This window comes from Pseudomonas sp. NPDC089741 (genome assembly GCF_044748825.1).
GTDB lineage: Bacteria > Pseudomonadota > Gammaproteobacteria > Pseudomonadales > Pseudomonadaceae > Aquipseudomonas > Aquipseudomonas helmanticensis.
The window spans coordinates 216,111-232,801 of sequence record NZ_JBIVGT010000006.1 but is presented as its reverse complement, the minus strand read 5'-3'; the positions used below and the strand labels follow the sequence as shown (position 1 = coordinate 232,801).

Sequence of the window (16,691 nt, the reverse complement as noted above, 5' to 3'; positions counted from 1 at the left end):
CAAAAGATCGCAGCCTGCGGCAGCTCCTACAGGGTGGTGCGGGTTGGCGATCAGGTGTTGAAGCGTACGCCGGGTTTCGCGCGCTCATCCACAGTTAACTCGAACACGTCCGGCCGCGCATAGTGCCCCACCACGTCGTAGTCATACCGCGCCCGCACCAGTTCATCGGTGTCGATCTCGGCGGTCAACAGTCCGGCCTCGCCGCGCAACGGTCCTGCCAGCACATCGCCCATCGGCCCGACGATCACGCTGCCGCCAGCAATCAATGGCCGATCCGCCGGCCAATTGGCTATCTCCAGCCCCAACTCGTTTGGCGATGCCTGCACCTGGCACGCACTGACCACAAAGCAGCGCCCTTCATGTGCAATGTGCCGCATGCTGACTTGCCACATCTCGCGCTCATCCACAGTCGGCGCACACCACACTTCAATACCTTTGGCGTACATCGCCGTGCGCAGCAACGGCATCATGTTTTCCCAGCAGACCACCGCGCCAAGTTTGCCGACCTGGCTGTCGAGCACCGGCAAGGTCGAGCCGTCGCCCTTGCCCCAGATCAGTCGTTCGGTGCCGGTTGGCATCAATTTGCGGTGTTTGCCGAGCAATCCGGCTTGCGGGTCGAAATACAGCACCGTGCAATACAAGGTGCTGCCTGCCCGCTCGATGACTCCGATCACCAGATTGGCGCCAGTGCGTGCGGACAAACCGGCCAGCGCTGCGGTTTCCGCGCCCGGCACATCGATGGCATTGGCGAAGTAACGCGCATAGGCCTCACGCCCCTCAGGCAGTCGATAGCCCAATTGCGTGCCGAAACTTTCGCCTTTCGGATAACCGCCGAGCACGGCTTCCGGCATCACCACCAGCGCCGCGCCGGCTTCGATGATTGCGTTTTCCCAAGCGAGAATCTGTTCCAGGGTTTCGCCTATGCCGCCGGGCAAGGCGCCGATCTGCAGGGCAGCAACAATTGACTTGGGCATCGCGATCACTCCATCAGGTTCAGAGGTTGCTGATTCTCCGGCGCCAAGGGATCATGAATAAAGCCCCGATCACTGCTGAATGATATGAGCCAAATGAATATCGCCAACGTCGACCTCAATCTGCTGAAAGTCTTCGAAGCCCTGCACGAGGAATCGAGCGCAAGCCGCGCGGCCCTGCGTCTGAACGTGACTCAATCGGCGGTCAGCGCGGCGTTGCGTCGATTGCGCGAGGTCTATGGCGATCAGTTGTTCGTGCGTACCGGCCGTGGCCTGGCGCCGACACTCAAGGCCAATCAACTGAAACCGGTGGTCAGCGAGGCGCTGGACAAATGCCGGCAAAGCCTGGCCATGGTCGACCCGGCGGCCAATCAGTACGAAGGCCGTTCGGTGACGGTCGGCCTGTCGGATGATTTTGAAATTGCCTACGGCCGACGCTTGATCGAAGAAATCGCCCGCAGTGCGCCGAAACTGCGGCTGATCTTCCGGCAGACCCACAGCCAGATCGTCGCGCGGGCGCTGATGGAGCGCAGTATTGACCTGGCGATCACCGCTGGCGGCTTTGCCGAACGCCTGCTCAGTCGGCAGGTCTTGGGGGAAGGCGGTTATGCCTGTCTGGTCGATCCGGCAAGCCTTGCACCGGGCCAGCAGCACATTACGCTGGAGGAGTTTGTCGCGCGCGAACACCTGCTGGTGTCGTCCGGCGGCTTTATCGGCATCACCGATGAAGGCCTCGCGGCGCTGGGCCGAAGCCGCCGGGTATGCGCCTCGACCACGCATTTCGCGGCGTTGCCCTACCTGCTAATCGGCAGTCAGGCTGTGGCGACGATCCCGACGCACGCCGCCGAGCGTATCGCTGCGCTCAGCGGTCTGACACTGCTGCCCTGCCCGCTGGATTTGCCGCGCTACCCGATCGAACTGGGTTGGCGGACCAGTACGCAGATCGATCCGGTGGTGGTCAAAGTGCGTGAGGCGATCGCCGCCAGCTTCAGGTAAAAAACCTTACTTGTTCGCCGCCATCAGCCGGTTGACTTCACTGCGCACCATATTGGCAAACTCCGGCGGCGACATGCCGTCCAGCTCCGCACGCACCCACTCGGCCCACTTGCCTTTACGCTTGCCGCGCTCGCCGAACAACCGCGCAGCCTCACCTTTGGCTTTGCCCAGATTGTTCTGCCAGAGTTCGAACAGACGGGATTTCTCGTCTTCCAGCGCCGCGCGCTCTGCGAGGGATTTGTCGGCCAGATTGAAACTCATGGGGAATTATCCTGCTGCGTAAAATGGCGACATCTTACACGCTCGACGGAAATCTCCTGCGCAGGTTTTTATTCCTGACCTAAATTCAGTGCAACTTTTTACGCAGCGCCACACTCCATTGATCACTGTCCATTCACCTGCAAGGAGTCACCCAATGGCCCGGAAATCCGCCGTTCAAGCCGCCGAAGACCAAATCAAGGATCAGGCCTTCAGCGAACTTCAGGCTCTGATCGAAGAGTCGGACAAACTGCTCAAGAGCAGCGCATCGCTGGTCGGTGAAGAAGCGGAAACCCTGCGCGGGCAAATCGCCCTGAAACTGCAGCAAGCGCTGGATTCGGTCTCCAGCGTACGCGATCGCACCAAGCCGGCCGTCGACGCAACCGAGAGCTACATTGGCGGTCATCCATGGCAAACCGTGGCAATTTCCGCAGGCTTCGGCCTCGTGGTCGGGTTGTTGCTCGGTCGTCGTTGAAACATCGCGAGCATGTAACAGACAAGAAAAAGGCGAGCCCTGTGGCTCGCCTTTTTCATGCCTGCAATGCGTTCAATCCCCCGCCAGTTCGCGCAGCTGCGCCAAGGTTTGCTCATCCAGCGCAATGCCTTCGGCCAGCGAGCGCGCGCGCTGCCAATGGCGACGGTCGCCCGGCAAACGCTTCAAACCGACGCCGTGCATCTGTCGCACCAGTTCCTGACTGCGCGCGGCGAAGTCCTGCCCGGCGGCTTTGCTCGGATCGATGACAATCAGCAACTGACCAGTCCAAGGCGTCCGTGCGCCCGGATGGTTCGACCAGTCGAACTCGAAGGAAAAATTGCCCCCGGTCAACGCCGCGGCGAGCAATTCCACCATCATCGACAGCGCCGAGCCCTTGTGGCCGCCGAACGGCAGCAACGCCCCGCCCTCAAGAATGGCTTTCGGATCGCAGCTTGGCTGGCCGAGGCCGTCCACGCCCATACCCGGAGGCAAGCGCTCGCCCTTGCGCGCGGCGATCTGCACATCACCATGCGCAATGGCGCTGGTTGCCAGGTCGAAGACAATCGGTGCGCCGCCGGCTCGTGGGGCAGCGAATGCGATCGGATTGGTGCCGAACAGCGGCCGGTCGGCGCCGTGCGGCACCACGCAGGTCATGCTGTTGACCACGCTGAGCGCCACCAGGCCTTCTTCGGCAAAAGGTTCGACGTCCGGCCACAGCGCGGCAAAGTGATGGGAATTACGAATCGCCAACACCGCGATCCCGGCGTTGCGTGCCTTTTCCACTAATAGCGGGCGGGCCGCCGCAAGCGCCGGTTGCGCAAAGCCGTTGCCGGCATCGACCCGCACGAAACCGGACGCCACATCCTCGACCAGTGGCACGGCCTGACCGTTGACCCAACCGCTCTTGAGTGTCGAGACATAACCGGGGATGCGAAATACGCCATGACTGTGGGCGCCGTCACGTTCAGCCCCGGCGCAGTTGGCCGCCAGCGAACGTGCGACAGGCGCGGACGTTCCGTGGCGCAGGAAAACCTTTTCGAGCAACTGCGTCAGCGCTTCGAGCGACAACGCGGGCGAGACAGCAGAAGACACAGCATCGTGTGGCGCAGACATCTGAAGCTCCAGACTAATTATTGGAGGGAACAACAGCGTACTAATGGCTTGCCCTGCGATTAACCACGTCAGGCCCGGGTGCTGTCAACCGTTCAGAAGCGCCCATGCACATCTGCACCCCTTGTGTGCGGTAACTATGTACCACCTTCTCTGACCGCAGGGCTTTTAGGCTGGCAGTTCAATTTACCGGCGCACTGAAAGCCGCCTGACCGAGACCCGACAATGTCCGCTTCCGTTCCACCGCTGCTGTTTGCCTTTTTTCTTGACTCTCCTGGCCTATGGGCCGAACTCGGTGTTGCACACAATCTGTCCACCCAGGACTTCAAATGGCTGCAGCATGTACAACTGGCTACCCAGGCCCTGCGCAGTCAGCAAACGCCGCCCATGCTTGCTCATCGTTTGCTGCTCAATACCGAGGATCCACCCGCCCTGCCGCTGGCCGGCTGTTTCATCCTCAGTAGCACTCCCGAAGACGGCGCTTACCTGCTTTACACGCCGTTTGCAGGATTGAAGAAGTTCGACAGCCTCAAGGCCTTGACCGGACACCTCGAACAACGCCTCAACGAAGCTGACGAAAAGGACCGGTTGCTGGCGTTCCTCGCCCTGTCGCAACGCAAATACCTGCTGGAAAAGCGCGGTATGACCGTGACCTGCCAACTCATCGACGGCGACATATTCGATGATCAGCGCGCCGCGCTCGAACACTGCCAGAGCCTCAACGCCCAGGCTTTGCTCAACGAGACGTTGCACCTGCCCGCGCTCGGCGCCCTGCTTGAGACCATCCTTGCCCAATTGCTGGCTTTGACGATGCCGGGTGTGAACCAGGCCCAGACTCGTCTGAGTTTTCACGCGGGCACTGATACTGCCGATGATACGGGGCCGAGACGCTGGCTCGATACAATGACACTGACTGATGCCGTGCTGCTTTATTACCGCCATGGCGGATGGCCTGCCGATCAGACCCATGTATTTTCCCATCCGCACAGGCCGGCTCAGACTGACGACCAAAAGCACTGGGAAAGCGCGGTCAAAAACGCCTCCGCCAACCTCCTGACCCGGCTTTACAAACAGATGGAAGTTTACTGGAACGGAGCAAGCGCCGACGGCAGCACACGGCGCGCGTTCTTCACCCAGGCCATCCGCCAACAGGCGCTCACCGACTTCGTACTCAAGCGCGAGGCGGGCATCATCGATGCAAAAAAATGCACAGACCTGCTGGCATGGATAGAACTCGATAGCGTTTCCCGGCGCATTGCCACACTGGAAACCGTACGTTTGTGGGAATACCAGGCCAACTTTGTCGAGCTGGCAGGTTCGCTGATGTTCAGCCACACCGACGCCTGCCTGTACACCCCCTCTCAAGGGTTGCAGGTGCTCAAGGATTATCAGGATCTGAAAAATACACTGCTGAGCAAGTTCAGCAGTGCTGGCCACGAAGAGGAACTCTATGGCTTGCTGAGCCTGGAGGAACGCCAGCAGTTTCTTGGCTTCGACAAACCCCACGTCTCGGGTGAAATGATCGCTGGCGACATCTTTGCCGTGCTGCTGTCCGGCATTATCACCAAGCAACGCCAGAACATCGAATATGCCTTGCAGGTATTTCGTCACAGCGAAGGTGCGATAGACATCCGCGCCCTGTTCGATAAAGCGCTGGATGTCCGCTCGATGCTCCACGATCGCCTGCTGACGCTCGACACCGAAGGGCGCTGGAGTACCCGCCCGGCACTCAGCGGCGGCGTTCTGCCGTCTTTGTTGAGCGCAGATGCGGCGGCGGCTGAAACGAAGAAATTTGCCAGTGTGCTGGACGCCATCAGCGGCGACTTTTTCGCGCAACCGATCACAACGCCAGCGTTGCAAAGCCTGTACCTGGACAACATGAAAAACAAACTCGCGCATGCGCTGTTTGTCGGCATGACCGGTGAAGCCAGAATTCGCGTGCTCAACGGTACATTGCGCCGTGATGAACAAGCGATTGTCGATACGGTATTCAACCCCGAAAAGCCTGAGCGCGTTCGGCGCAAGGGCCTCAACGGCTTCCGTCCCGACGCCTTTTCGCTCAGCTTGCAGGCTACCGGCCAGAGCGAAATTTCACCGCTGGCGAACTGCGTCATGCTGACCGAACGTGGAGGCCTCGATAATCAGCATTCAGGGCGCGCGCTGTTGTGGACACCTGCCTTGGGCCTTGAAGTATTCGATGGCGTCGACGCGGTGCGGTCAGTTCTGAACCAGCGATTGCTCGACTCGGAAAAAAGACCCTTGCTGCTGGAGAACCTTTCACCGCTCAGCAATGGCTTTCACCAGAAATACACGATGGCAGAGTTCCACCTGATCGGCGAAAGCGTGCCAGAGAACCGCGTGCAATCGGCCATCGAGCAGTTTCTCCAGCGCTGCAAACGCGTGCGGGATCTGAATGTGCCGAAACTCGCCAAGAATAACGCGCTCAAAAACCTGAGCCAGCAGGTAATCGACAGCAACCTGCATCAGGCCAGCGCACTGGCCAAAGCCCTCGGCAAGCAACAGTCACTACCGGCATGGCTGGGCATGGCCGCGCTCGGTGATCAGCAACTGCACCTCGAAATACTCGAGCAATGGCGCAACAGCGTCACGGATGACAAAGACTATCTGCACGGGCTGCCGACCCTGCATGACTATGTTCAGCAGACCCTGAAGTCATTGTTGTCCAGCCGTTTCCAGGCACCGGACCTTGATCCCCGGCAAATCGCGATCACCCCGGCGCTGGCCTTGGCCGGTCCTGCCATGAGCCTCACCGATTTCGCCCTGAATCATAGCCACACCGCCCAGCAAACCAGCTTCAAGGTGACGTCAGGTACGAACGCCGTGCTGCCGAAGAATATCGACCAGCAAGCAATCCGAAGCCTGCTGCTATCGCTGGATATAGGCTCGACGTTCGCCAACAAGCTCACCAGCGCACTCTCAGCCAAAAATAGCGATGCACAAGCATGCCAACAGCGCTATGTCCGTCAGTTGCCCTGGCAACTCCTGCAACACGCTCATCAATTGAAACTGCAACAGCGGTTGAGCGCTATGGCCTTCGACCTGATCACTCAGGTACTCGACATGCCGGATGCCACCGCGCGCGCAAGGGTGCCGGGGGCCGATGCGCTGTTGCGTCCACTGGCGCTGATCAAAACCGCCGGAGCAAAAGCCGTCACCGCTCTTGGTATGTACCTGATCGGCCCCGCATCCGGCAAACCCGGGCCACAAGTGCTGTATACGCCGTACCACGGTGAACAAGCGTTCAGCGAATTTGCCGATGAAGCTGCTGTCATCTCCGCCCTCAACATTCCGGGGGCACTACAGAACCTGCTGCTGCGACGGTTGCCCGCCAGCGAACAATCGATCTTCGGCGCGCTGTTCAAGAGCAGTACCGGACAAACCAGCGAAATAACCCTCGCGTCAAAATCTGTCGACGGCAATGCGCTGATGCAACTGTTCAGTGACAACCTTGCGTTGTTGCCACGCTTGCTGAGCAGTCATTCGTTGCCGTCGGCACAAGAGGACTGGGAAGTGGCGAAAAACCTCTTCAGTTCCGGCATCAAACTGGTTCGCGGACTGCTGCCGGGCAAACTCGCCTATGTGCAGTTTCTCTGGCAAGCCTTCAAGGACGCCATGAACTCCGCCGAGGCGCTACAGGATCATCACTGGAAGCGTGCGCTGGAAACGTTTATTGCCGGCGCCGCAGAAATGATCACCCTCGGTCGGCTTTCACTGGAGTCGAAATTGACTACAAAAGAAGCATCGATTCAGCAGGTGCCCGTCGCAACAACGCCCAGCGCGCCTCAATGGCAGGAGATTCGCCCCACTGCGGCGTCTCGCACTAATCTGCAAACGTTCGAAACACCCACGATTGCGTTAAAAGACCTGACGCATAAAGTGGCGGATGGCACCTATGAGGATCTGCCGACGAAAACCCTCTATGCGCCGATCGCCGGCAAGGTCTATCCAGTGGAGAAGCCTGGAGCGGTCTGGCAGATCAAGGGAGCCGAACAGGCAGGCCCGGTATTGCAACACACGGCATCCCGACAGCTGATTATCGATACCGACCGGCACACCGTGCATTTCGGCAAAGCCTTGTCAAAAATGTACAACCGCCACGCCAACGAGCGAGAAGCCAGAGTGTGGTTGAACATCGAAGCCCAGGGCATGGCAGAAATTCGCGCCAGGCACCCGGAAAAGGCACGGTTGCTGACGCAGGCCGTCGACATGGCCCGGTACTATGCGCTCAACAGCCTGCACAACATGGCGCAACTGAAAAACCATGCCCCTGGGACGCGACTGGACACGTTCCTCAAATCGTTCTTCGGCGTGCAACGCATCGATGCCGACATTCTCGCCAAGATCAAAAAGACCATCGTGCCGATCTGCAATGCCCTGGTCGACCCTACCGAAGACCTGATGAACACCGACCGCTTCGTCGTCGGCTCGAACAAATACCGCAACAGCGGGCTGATCGCCTTCGTGCTTGATGACGACGCACGGAAAATGGTGCATTTCACTGAAAAATTCTTCAATCAGGAACTCGACTGGTACAAGGTTGGCCTCACCCAGCCGTTCAACGTCGAGGGGCATGCCCAGGCATCCACGCTGATCCATGAATTCGCCCATCAGGCCAACAAGGCGGTGGACATCGCGTCCCTCGAAGCCCGGCGGCCGTTCAGTGACCTGATTGCCACCATTACCGGTTACGGCGCGGCGATGAAAGAGACCCAGACGCGATTCCAGCGCGAAGCACTGTCACTCGAAACACCGCGCGAGGAGCTGTTTGCACGCTGGAGCAATGAACTGCAGGAGTGGATCAGCTTCGATGAGATTCCAGGTATCGAGCATGTCGCCAAGGAAATTCTCAAAGTCACGCAGAGCCCAACCGTCGAGGACGCGCGAACGGCATTTCTGAGCACATCCAATCCACACCCGCGCATCGACACGATTTTGCGCAATGCCGATTCGATCGCTTTTCTGATCTGTGAAATGGGTCGGCAACTGGACCCGGTTACCAGCCCCAACGAAGCGCTGAGCTGACCGGCAAAAAAAATGCGCAGGCCATGGTGCCTGCGCATCGCTTGATTACGCGGCGAGGTCAGTCTTTCTGGTCGCGCAACACGTTGCCCGAGGCACCGTCGATGCGGAACTCATAGACCACGCCATCGGCTTTGCGCCCCTCGCCTTTCCAGTAGCCGTCGTTGTCGGCTTCGATCTCATACACTTCGACGTAACCGGCCTTGGTCTTGATAATCTCGATAGCCTTCTCGATGGTGATCCATCCCGCACCCGGGCGGTCGGCCATGGCCGCGCCGGCACTCAACAAGGCGGCGGTTGCCACGAAAGCTGCGAAGGTTCTTTTGATCATTTTTTCACTCCATTTATGGATGATGTTCGTCAGACGTCCTGTTTTTGGGTGTTGCCGAGGAAAATAAGTTCCAATTTGATGGGTAAATGCCATGACGGTTGTTCTCGACCAACGGCCCGGAAGGTTAGAATGCAGCAAACCAGGATGAGTCAATGACCGAAGACACCCTCTCGGAAGCCGAATACGATGCGATCACCGATGCCGCCGCGCATTGGTGCATGCGTCTGCACGCAGTCGACTGTTCCGCCGAGGAGCGTGTGGCATTCGAGCAATGGCGCGAGGCGCATCCGCTCCATGCCTTCGAATACGAAGCGATGCTGGAGATCTGGGACGTCGCCGAACATCTGCCGCGTCCGGATCCTGTCGTCGCGCTGCCGGCCAGCAATCCGGCCCCGGCCTGGCGTCAATATGCAATATCCGCCAGCATCTTCGCGCTGGGCCTGCCACTGGTCGCCTACACCGGGTGGAACATGGGCTGGCTACCCAACAGCTACCAGCATTTCGAAGCCAGCGACAATGTCCGCCAAGTCACTTTGAACGATGGCAGCCAGGTCGAGCTGAACCTGAACACCGAGCTGACCTACAGCAACTACAAGGACGAACGCCGGGTCACCCTGAAAAAGGGTGAAGCGTTTTTCAGCGTCAGTCACGACATCACTCACCCATTCATCGTCAAGGCTGCCGAAGGTCGCGTCCGCGTCACCGGCACTCGCTTCAACGTGTGGATGTATGAAGATCAGGTACGCGTCAATCTGGTCGAAGGCTCGGTGCTGGTCACCAGCAACACGGCATTGCCTGGCGACGGTTTGCGCCTCGGCCCGTCGATGCAGGCGCAGTACAGGCATGGCGACTACACGCCACAGATCAGCCAGACCTACGACAATGACAGTTCACTGGCGTGGCGCAACGGCAAACTGATCCTCGACAACCTTGCACTGAACGACGCGTTGCCGCTGATCAACCGTTACCTGAACAACCCGCTGATGCTCGCCGACACCAGCACCGGCGCGATCCGCGTGGGCGGCGTCTACAACATCAAAGAGATCAACGGCCTCGTCAACTCTCTGCCCAAAGTGCTGCCGGTCTACCTGACCCGCAATGCCGAAGGCAATCCGGTGATCAACTCGATCCCCAAGCACGCACCGAAGTCCTGACAACCCAGTGGCAAGGGGATTTATCCCCGTTGGGTTGCGCAGCAGCCTCTTCTCCATCTGACTTGCCCCCCATATCCTCCGCCAACTCGACACAATGTGCCGCACGCCAAAAAGTCCCGGCGCCTTAGACGATTGCAGGTGAAAAAAACCGCCGCCCTCAATCAGAGGACAGCGGCTTTCTCATTGCGACGCAGACGTCTATTGCGCAGCCACCTTATCCGCCGCTTCGCTGATGCTCTGCACCTGATACTGCGGATCAGCCTTGATCTGCTGCTCGGTGAAGGGCAAGACGCTCCACTGCTTCTTCGAAAACGCTTCGGTCTGGTCGCGCGAGTATTTCGACGCCGGATCGCTGGACAGCGAGAACGCCAGCAGCCCCTGAGCGTGCGGTCCTTTATCGTCAAAGCTCACCACTTGCAGATAGCTGGTGCCGCTGACCACTTCGAGTTTGCCGTCTTCACGCGGAACGCTCTGAATGGCGTTGTAGATGCCGAGAGTACCTGGCCCGCCGTGAATCGCGGTTTGCTGACCACCACTGCTGACCACTTGGATATCGCCCCAGCGGGTATCAGGCTTGATGCCCATTTGGCTGCTCAGTTCGAGCGAGGCGAGCATCGCTTCGCGCACGGCTTTGCTGACGTCAGGCTGTTCGATGGCAAGCCCGCGCGGCGTGCTTTGCGCGGCCTTCGGGTCGAACGCGACACGCCAGACCTGCGGCGATTCCTGCAGGGTTTGCATGATGTTCTGGAAATGCACCAGGCCGCTGCCGGAATCCAGATTCGCGCGGCCGTCCCAGGCCTTGAGGCTGGCGCAGACCGGTTTCAGTTTGCTCGCGTCCGCGCCAAGGTCCTTCGCGCAGAATTTCAGCAGGTCCGGTAACACCTGGCTCGCCAGATAGACGTTGTCGTCCATCACCATCCGTTGCAGATCCTGCACCGCCAACGGGCCTTGCTTGTCCAGCGACGCGAGACGATCCAGGGCGAAGCGCGAGCGCATCCCCAGCGGTTGACCGTCCTGACTGATCAGCGGCGAGAAACCGGTCAGCGGTTGCGCCGGGTTGGCCAGCCACGCGGAATCGTTGGAGTGCTGGACGAAGTCTTTACGCAGCAGTTGCGGTAACTGGCTGGAGGCATAAATACCCGGCTGCGCGGCTTGCGGATCGATATCCCAGGCACAGCCACTGCGGGCACCGTCGAGCACGATCATCTGCAAACCGGCGCGCGGATCACTGCACTTGGCGAGCTTGTCAGCGCTGACGTTCGGCACCACTGACAGATTCATGTACAGCGTCTGGCCCTTGTCATCGACCGCCAGGGTATTGACCCACGGAATGCCCTGAATCTTGTGCACCGAATCCTGCAGATCCTTGAGACTGTTGGCCTGGTTCATCGCGTACCACTGTTTGAGCACGCGATCATTTTCGAGGTTGGCATCGCGCAGGCTGAACGCATATTGGTGATCCCAGTCGAGCTTGCCCGGCCACTGCACGATCGGCCCGAACTGCGAGCTGTAGATCTCACGCGACACCGGCACGACCTGACCATCCGCCTGTTTGACCTGCACGGTCACCGTCTGCTTGTTCAGCGGCAGGGATTTGCCGTCGAGCAAATAGCGCGTCGAATCCCTTGGATCGAGTTGCAGGCGATACAGGGTGAAGTGCTTCGAAGAGTCGACCGTGTGGGTCCAGGCCAGATGCTGGTTGAAACCGATATTGATCATCGGCAACCCCGGCAGAGCGGCACCCATGACGTCGAGTTTGCCAGGTATGGTCAGGTGCATCTGATAGAAACGCATGCCGCCGACCCAAGGAAAATGCGGGTTGGCCAGCAACATCCCACGACCATTGAACGACCGCTCGCTGCCCACCGCCACGGCGTTGCTGCCGCGATCCAGGGCAAAGCGTTGCTGACGCGTGTCGGCCAGTTGCCAAGCGTGTGATGGCTGCTCGATTTGCGCGCTGGCTTGCGGCGGAGTGGCCCCGGCCAAGGCTTCGGCGAACTGCCCGACACCGCCTTCAACCAATAGCCGACGGGTCAGTTTGACCAGGTCTTCGGCGGCGATATCGCGTACCCACTCGCCTTGGCATTGCTGCGGCAGCCCTTGCTGACGGCGCTCGCCAAGATAGCGGTTATAGCCGGCGACATAACCCTGCATCAGGTCGCGCACCTCGGTCGGCTGCGCCTGCCAGAACGCCTGCACTGCCTCGGGCGTGTTCAACCAGGTGAAGAACACATCGCTGACACGATTTTCACGCTCCTCGACGGTGAACTGATCCGGGCCGAAATAACGCGAACGTTGGCCGTTGACCGTAACGATCTCGTTGGCCAGCAAACACAGATTGTCCTGCGCATAGGCGTAGCCAATGCCGAAACCCAGGCCACGCTCGTTTTCGGCGCGAATGTGCGGCACACCAAAAGCGGTGCGACGAATATCGGCACTGGCCTGGGTGGCGGGACTGAGCGCATGGGCTGACAGACTCAGCCCGAGAAACATGCCGGCAAGGGCCAACCCGGTTAACTGCCTGGAAATAATCACGCTCGCTCCTGATCGATAAGGCAAGGATCGGCCCGCGCAAGACGTAGAAAAACACCAATTGCGCCGGGTCCGATCTGAAAGTCATGCTCGCGCCTGGGCGCAATGCTGCTGTTCAGGAAACGAATCGGCGAAAAAAAATTTAGCCGGGTAGGCAGCTATCTGGAGCCGTGATTACGGGGAAACGACAAATCAGCGACAAATTTTCTACATATTGCCCTTCATGATTTGTCGTGCTGAAACGTCTTGTTTAGAGAGAGCACAAAAAACCCTTTCCTGATCAGGTCCTGAAAAGGAGTCACCGCATGTACAACTCGCAACTACCAACGGAAGGTAGCCAGGCGCCACAAGGAGCTTCCATGGGGCCGAGCGCCAGCGATTTCGGACAAAGGATCGAGCGCCACGGCAATGAACGAATCCGCCTGCTGCTGAAGAGTTTCGGCCTGCGCACCAGCCTGATTCGTCTGAAGGTCATCGACGCGCTGTTGAGCGCTGCGCATGGCAATCGTCGCCTTGGCGTGCGTGGCGTGCACAGCCAATTGCTCGATCTGGACATTCCGCTGTCGTTTCTCAGCGTGCGCGAAGTATTGAAGCGTTTGTGCGCCGAAGGCGTGATCACCATCAACGCCGACAAGAGCTACAGCCTGCACCCGCAGGCTGCTGCGATTCTCGACAACGAGTGATGCATCAAGCAGTCGCCGTCAGGGTTTGACCTTGCGGCGCATCACGGCGTTGATCACTACCACGACCACCGCCACACCGATGGCGATGTACTGGAACATTTTCTCACTGATCGCCCCGGTGTTTTGCAGCCAGGACAGGCCGAGCATGATTGCCAGCACCATGAGGGCGATCAGAATCGAGTATTTCAAGCGTTGCGACTGAGTCATTGCAGGTTCCTGAAGCGTTGGAATGTATCCGGTTTGTATCCGTTAACATGCCAGGCACATACCTTGTTTCGGGGATGCGCGGCAATTGCCGGAGTCTCATGTTACAGCCGCTGAAGAGTTTTGGCTTCATGGCGGCGTAACCATGAGGATTGTAGAAATGTTCCGTCGAATCGCCTGGCTGATTCCCCTGCTTGCCGTGCTGACCTTGAGTGGTTGCATCATATTTCCCCACGGCGGGTGGCACGATGACCACCATCGCTACTATGGCGGTGGCCCCGGCTACTACCATCGATAGAACAGGATTGTTCGCCCCGCTGGATGATGGCTGATCCCGTAGATTCAACAGCAAAAAATGCCCGCCTTCTGGTGGGCATTTTTTTTGCCTCAAGTTATCTCAAAGCCCCGCCAGCCAGCGCTCAGGGCGCATCGAAACAACCCGCTACTTTTTGAAATTTCCTGTCTACGCAGACCGTTAGCACGCCCAGCCAAGCCCCAATAGGCTATGCAGCAGGTTTTTGACAAAAGAGACAGGATGTCATGCAGAGAACACTCATCGCCCTTGGACCGGTAAAAATCATTGGATTTTGCTTGGCCATAACCCTCTTCGAACTTCTGACCTACATGGCCAGCGACATGATCATGCCGGCCATGCTCAGCGTGGTTAAGGAGTTCGAAGCAGACGCACGTCATGTGCCAAATGCATTCAATCTTTATCTGATCGGCGGGGTCTGTCTGCAATGGCTGATCGGGCCTTTATCCGATCGTTATGGACGACGACGTTTGTTGTTGATCGGCTGCGCACTGTTTGCTCTAGCCAGTTCGGCAGCCATAGCGACACGCTCGATCGAAGCATTCAATGTATTGCGCCTGATACAAGGCATGGGCCTGGGCTTTGTCGTCGCCGTCAGCTATCCGGCATTGCAGGAAGTTTTCCGCGAGGCCGATGCCGTACGCCTCATGGCGCTGCTCGGCAACGTTGCATTGCTGTCTCCGTTGCTTGCGCCACTGTTGGGCAGCCTGTTGCTGGAATGGCTGAGTTGGCGACAGCTGTTTCTCGGCCTCGGGTTTGCCGCAGCGCTGGCCTGGCTGCTATTGCTGATGTGCATGCCGGAAACCATCGGTGTACTGCGCAATGACGGCAAACATCTGCCGCCGACGCCGCTGTCTTTCAGGCAGATCTTGCGACGCTACGCAGCGCTACTGGGTAACCGCACCTTCCTTTGCGCAAGCCTTGCGCTGGGGTTCATGAGTTTGCCGCTGATCGCCTGGATCGGCCTTGCCCCCTTGTTGTTGATGCAATGGCAAGGCTTGTCTGCCGTGGAATATGGCCTGTGGCAGATACCGGTATTTGCCGCCGTGATTGTCGGCAACCTTCTCCTTGATCGACTGCTGCCCACCCACGCACTGCCGCGTTTGATTGGTCTGGCGCTGTGGCCTTACTGCCTTGGATTGCTGGCCCTGCTCTGTTCGATGCTGACCGATGAATCGGTGCCGATGCTGGTCGCAGCGCTGGCGATGTATGCGGTCGGCCTGGGTATGAGCAATGCGGTGCTGTATCGAATCGCCCTGTTTGCCAGCGAGGACAGCAAAGGTCTGGTGTCCGCCATGATCGGCATGCTTTCGATTGCTGTCATGGGCGCTGGCGGCTGGCTGATTGCGACGCTTGGAGGTGGCACCAGCCTCAAACTTTTTAGCTTGTGGGCCGCTTTCGGCGGCCTGTTGTGCCTGCCCCCCTTGCAGCGTGTTCTGCGCACCTGACCGGGTGCGTTCCCCCCTGTCCCCTCTCGATGATGGATATTGATGATTAATCACTTCCCCCTGGGCGATGCGCTTTGTGCGTTGCCGCAGCCCTATTGCGCCGATTCCGTGCCGGCCGGTCTGTTCGACCGGGCGATGGCCGAAATCAGTCACTTTCATTGTCAGCAGACACCGGGCTATCGGCATTGGCTGAATGCCAACGGTTTACAGGAAAGCGACCTCGACAGTCTTGAAGACTGGTCGCGCTTGCCAGCGATCTTCGCCAACTTCTTCAAGCAACAATTGCTGCTCAGCTCAACGGGCGAAAACGCGCTGGAGCTGACGTCCTCCGGCACCAGCGGCCAGAAAAGCCGCATGCGCTATGACGAACGCAGCATTGCCGGTGCGCAATACATGGTTGAGCGAATTTTTCAGCATTACGGCTGGAACACACCGGACACGCCGTGCAACTACCTGCTGTTGAGCTATGAACCGCAGGGGCAAATCAGCCTGGGAACCTCATACACCGACCAGTTCCTGTGTCGCTTTGCCAAGGCCAACCGTGTCGCCTATGCCTTGCGCAACACTGGCGATGGTCATCAGTTCGACGTGTTCGGGGTGATCGCCGCTTTGCAGTCGTTCGCCGAAGAGGGTATGCCGGTGCGCATTTTCGGTTTCCCCGCATTCCTCTGGCAGTCCCTCGAGCACATGCAGGCAACCACCGTGAAAGACCTGCAATTGCCATCAGGCTCGCTGGCATTTTTTGGTGGCGGCTGGAAAACCCGCGCCCGCGAGGAAATCCCCAAGGCGCAGTTGTATGCACGCATCCACCAGCAATTGGGCATCGATACCACGGATTGCCGTGATGGCTATGGCGCTGTCGAGCATGCGGTGCCGTATGTCGAATGCAGTCACCACCACTTCCATGTGCCGGTATATGCCAAGGCCTATGTGCGCGATCCGGCGGACTTGCGCGTGCTGCCCTTTGGCCAACGTGGCCTGCTCGGATTCGTCTCGCCCTATATCTCGTCAAGCCCCGCCCATGCGGTGGTCATGAGCGATCTCGCCACCCTGCATACCGGTACAACCTGCGGATGCGGATTGAGCGCCGACTGGTTCGAACTGCATGGCCGTGCCGGCACCACTGCCAGCAGAAGTTGCGCAATGGCTGCGGCCGAATTGCTCGGAGAGCATTGA

General features: G+C 59.0%; 13 protein-coding genes. 7 read left to right on the top strand and 6 right to left on the bottom strand.

Annotated elements, in window-relative coordinates; translation table 11 throughout:
- Positions 1-50: 50 nt before the first annotated feature.
- Positions 51-974 carry a carbon-nitrogen hydrolase family protein gene (locus ACIPZE_RS09475; RefSeq protein WP_400772578.1) on the bottom strand — a complete coding sequence of 308 codons (924 nt, stop codon included), beginning with the start codon at positions 972-974 and terminating at the stop codon, positions 51-53.
- Positions 975-1,058: 84 nt separating this feature from the next.
- Between ACIPZE_RS09475 and ACIPZE_RS09470 the strand changes: the two genes are divergently transcribed.
- The gene (locus ACIPZE_RS09470) at positions 1,059-1,967 is read left to right on the top strand and encodes a LysR family transcriptional regulator (RefSeq protein WP_400772577.1); all 909 of its coding nucleotides are present in this window, start codon (positions 1,059-1,061) and stop codon (positions 1,965-1,967) included.
- 6 nt (positions 1,968-1,973) lie between these two features.
- On the opposite strand, the gene ACIPZE_RS09465 is transcribed toward ACIPZE_RS09470, so the two are convergent.
- On the bottom strand, positions 1,974-2,228 hold the full coding sequence (locus ACIPZE_RS09465; RefSeq protein ID WP_007917411.1) for a hypothetical protein: 255 nt from the start codon (positions 2,226-2,228) through the stop codon (positions 1,974-1,976).
- A 154-nt stretch (positions 2,229-2,382) separates the two neighbouring features.
- Between ACIPZE_RS09465 and ACIPZE_RS09460 the strand changes: the two genes are divergently transcribed.
- The gene (locus ACIPZE_RS09460; RefSeq protein WP_016982860.1) at positions 2,383-2,700 is read left to right on the top strand and encodes a YqjD family protein; all 318 of its coding nucleotides are present in this window, start codon (positions 2,383-2,385) and stop codon (positions 2,698-2,700) included.
- A 72-nt stretch (positions 2,701-2,772) separates the two neighbouring features.
- Here the strand turns inward: ACIPZE_RS09460 and ACIPZE_RS09455 are convergent, their stop codons facing one another.
- Positions 2,773-3,813, bottom strand: a complete 1,041-nt coding sequence (locus ACIPZE_RS09455) for an Ldh family oxidoreductase (protein ID WP_283436588.1) — start codon at positions 3,811-3,813, stop codon at positions 2,773-2,775.
- A gap of 222 nt (positions 3,814-4,035) precedes the next feature.
- On the opposite strand from ACIPZE_RS09455, the gene ACIPZE_RS09450 reads away from it, so the two are divergent.
- On the top strand, positions 4,036-8,853 hold the full coding sequence (locus tag ACIPZE_RS09450; protein WP_400772575.1) for a dermonecrotic toxin domain-containing protein: 4,818 nt from the start codon (positions 4,036-4,038) through the stop codon (positions 8,851-8,853).
- 58 nt (positions 8,854-8,911) lie between these two features.
- Here the strand turns inward: ACIPZE_RS09450 and ACIPZE_RS09445 are convergent, their stop codons facing one another.
- Positions 8,912-9,181: a PepSY domain-containing protein gene (locus tag ACIPZE_RS09445; RefSeq protein WP_122855145.1), complete on the bottom strand. Its 270-nt coding sequence runs from the start codon at positions 9,179-9,181 to the stop codon at positions 8,912-8,914.
- Positions 9,182-9,333: 152 nt separating this feature from the next.
- On the opposite strand from ACIPZE_RS09445, the gene ACIPZE_RS09440 reads away from it, so the two are divergent.
- Positions 9,334-10,335, top strand: coding sequence for a FecR family protein (locus ACIPZE_RS09440; protein WP_283436589.1), 1,002 nt, complete (start codon positions 9,334-9,336; stop codon positions 10,333-10,335).
- A 198-nt stretch (positions 10,336-10,533) separates the two neighbouring features.
- On the opposite strand, the gene ACIPZE_RS09435 is transcribed toward ACIPZE_RS09440, so the two are convergent.
- The gene (locus ACIPZE_RS09435; RefSeq protein WP_400772573.1) at positions 10,534-12,870 is read right to left on the bottom strand and encodes an acylase; all 2,337 of its coding nucleotides are present in this window, start codon (positions 12,868-12,870) and stop codon (positions 10,534-10,536) included.
- Positions 12,871-13,172: 302 nt separating this feature from the next.
- On the opposite strand from ACIPZE_RS09435, the gene ACIPZE_RS09430 reads away from it, so the two are divergent.
- Positions 13,173-13,550, top strand: coding sequence for a fe2+ zn2+ uptake regulation protein (locus ACIPZE_RS09430; protein WP_129393542.1), 378 nt, complete (start codon positions 13,173-13,175; stop codon positions 13,548-13,550).
- An 18-nt stretch (positions 13,551-13,568) separates the two neighbouring features.
- Here ACIPZE_RS09430 and ACIPZE_RS09425 read toward each other — a convergent pair whose 3' ends face one another.
- Entirely contained in the window at positions 13,569-13,757 is a 189-nt protein-coding gene (locus tag ACIPZE_RS09425; protein ID WP_283436591.1) for a hypothetical protein, read from the bottom strand.
- 537 nt (positions 13,758-14,294) lie between these two features.
- On the opposite strand from ACIPZE_RS09425, the gene ACIPZE_RS09420 reads away from it, so the two are divergent.
- Positions 14,295-15,515 (top strand): MFS transporter, encoded by a 1,221-nt coding sequence (locus ACIPZE_RS09420; protein WP_283436592.1) that lies wholly within the window; start codon positions 14,295-14,297, stop codon positions 15,513-15,515.
- A 45-nt stretch (positions 15,516-15,560) separates the two neighbouring features.
- Positions 15,561-16,691: an acyl-protein synthase gene (locus tag ACIPZE_RS09415; protein ID WP_400772631.1), complete on the top strand. Its 1,131-nt coding sequence runs from the start codon at positions 15,561-15,563 to the stop codon at positions 16,689-16,691.

What these genes read in the sequence shown, in the direction of transcription:
- ACIPZE_RS09475 (WP_400772578.1), bottom strand. Translation starts at nt 974, where the DNA reads ATGCCCAAGTCAATTGTTGCTGCCCTGCAGATCGGCGCCTTGCCCGGC.
- ACIPZE_RS09470 (WP_400772577.1), top strand. Translation starts at nt 1,059, where the DNA reads ATGAGCCAAATGAATATCGCCAACGTCGACCTCAATCTGCTGAAAGTC.
- ACIPZE_RS09465 (WP_007917411.1), bottom strand. Translation starts at nt 2,228, where the DNA reads ATGAGTTTCAATCTGGCCGACAAATCCCTCGCAGAGCGCGCGGCGCTG.
- ACIPZE_RS09460 (WP_016982860.1), top strand. Translation starts at nt 2,383, where the DNA reads ATGGCCCGGAAATCCGCCGTTCAAGCCGCCGAAGACCAAATCAAGGAT.
- ACIPZE_RS09455 (WP_283436588.1), bottom strand. Translation starts at nt 3,813, where the DNA reads ATGTCTGCGCCACACGATGCTGTGTCTTCTGCTGTCTCGCCCGCGTTG.
- ACIPZE_RS09450 (WP_400772575.1), top strand. Translation starts at nt 4,036, where the DNA reads ATGTCCGCTTCCGTTCCACCGCTGCTGTTTGCCTTTTTTCTTGACTCT.
- ACIPZE_RS09445 (WP_122855145.1), bottom strand. Translation starts at nt 9,181, where the DNA reads ATGATCAAAAGAACCTTCGCAGCTTTCGTGGCAACCGCCGCCTTGTTG.
- ACIPZE_RS09440 (WP_283436589.1), top strand. Translation starts at nt 9,334, where the DNA reads ATGACCGAAGACACCCTCTCGGAAGCCGAATACGATGCGATCACCGAT.
- ACIPZE_RS09430 (WP_129393542.1), top strand. Translation starts at nt 13,173, where the DNA reads ATGTACAACTCGCAACTACCAACGGAAGGTAGCCAGGCGCCACAAGGA.
- ACIPZE_RS09425 (WP_283436591.1), bottom strand. Translation starts at nt 13,757, where the DNA reads ATGACTCAGTCGCAACGCTTGAAATACTCGATTCTGATCGCCCTCATG.
- ACIPZE_RS09420 (WP_283436592.1), top strand. Translation starts at nt 14,295, where the DNA reads ATGCAGAGAACACTCATCGCCCTTGGACCGGTAAAAATCATTGGATTT.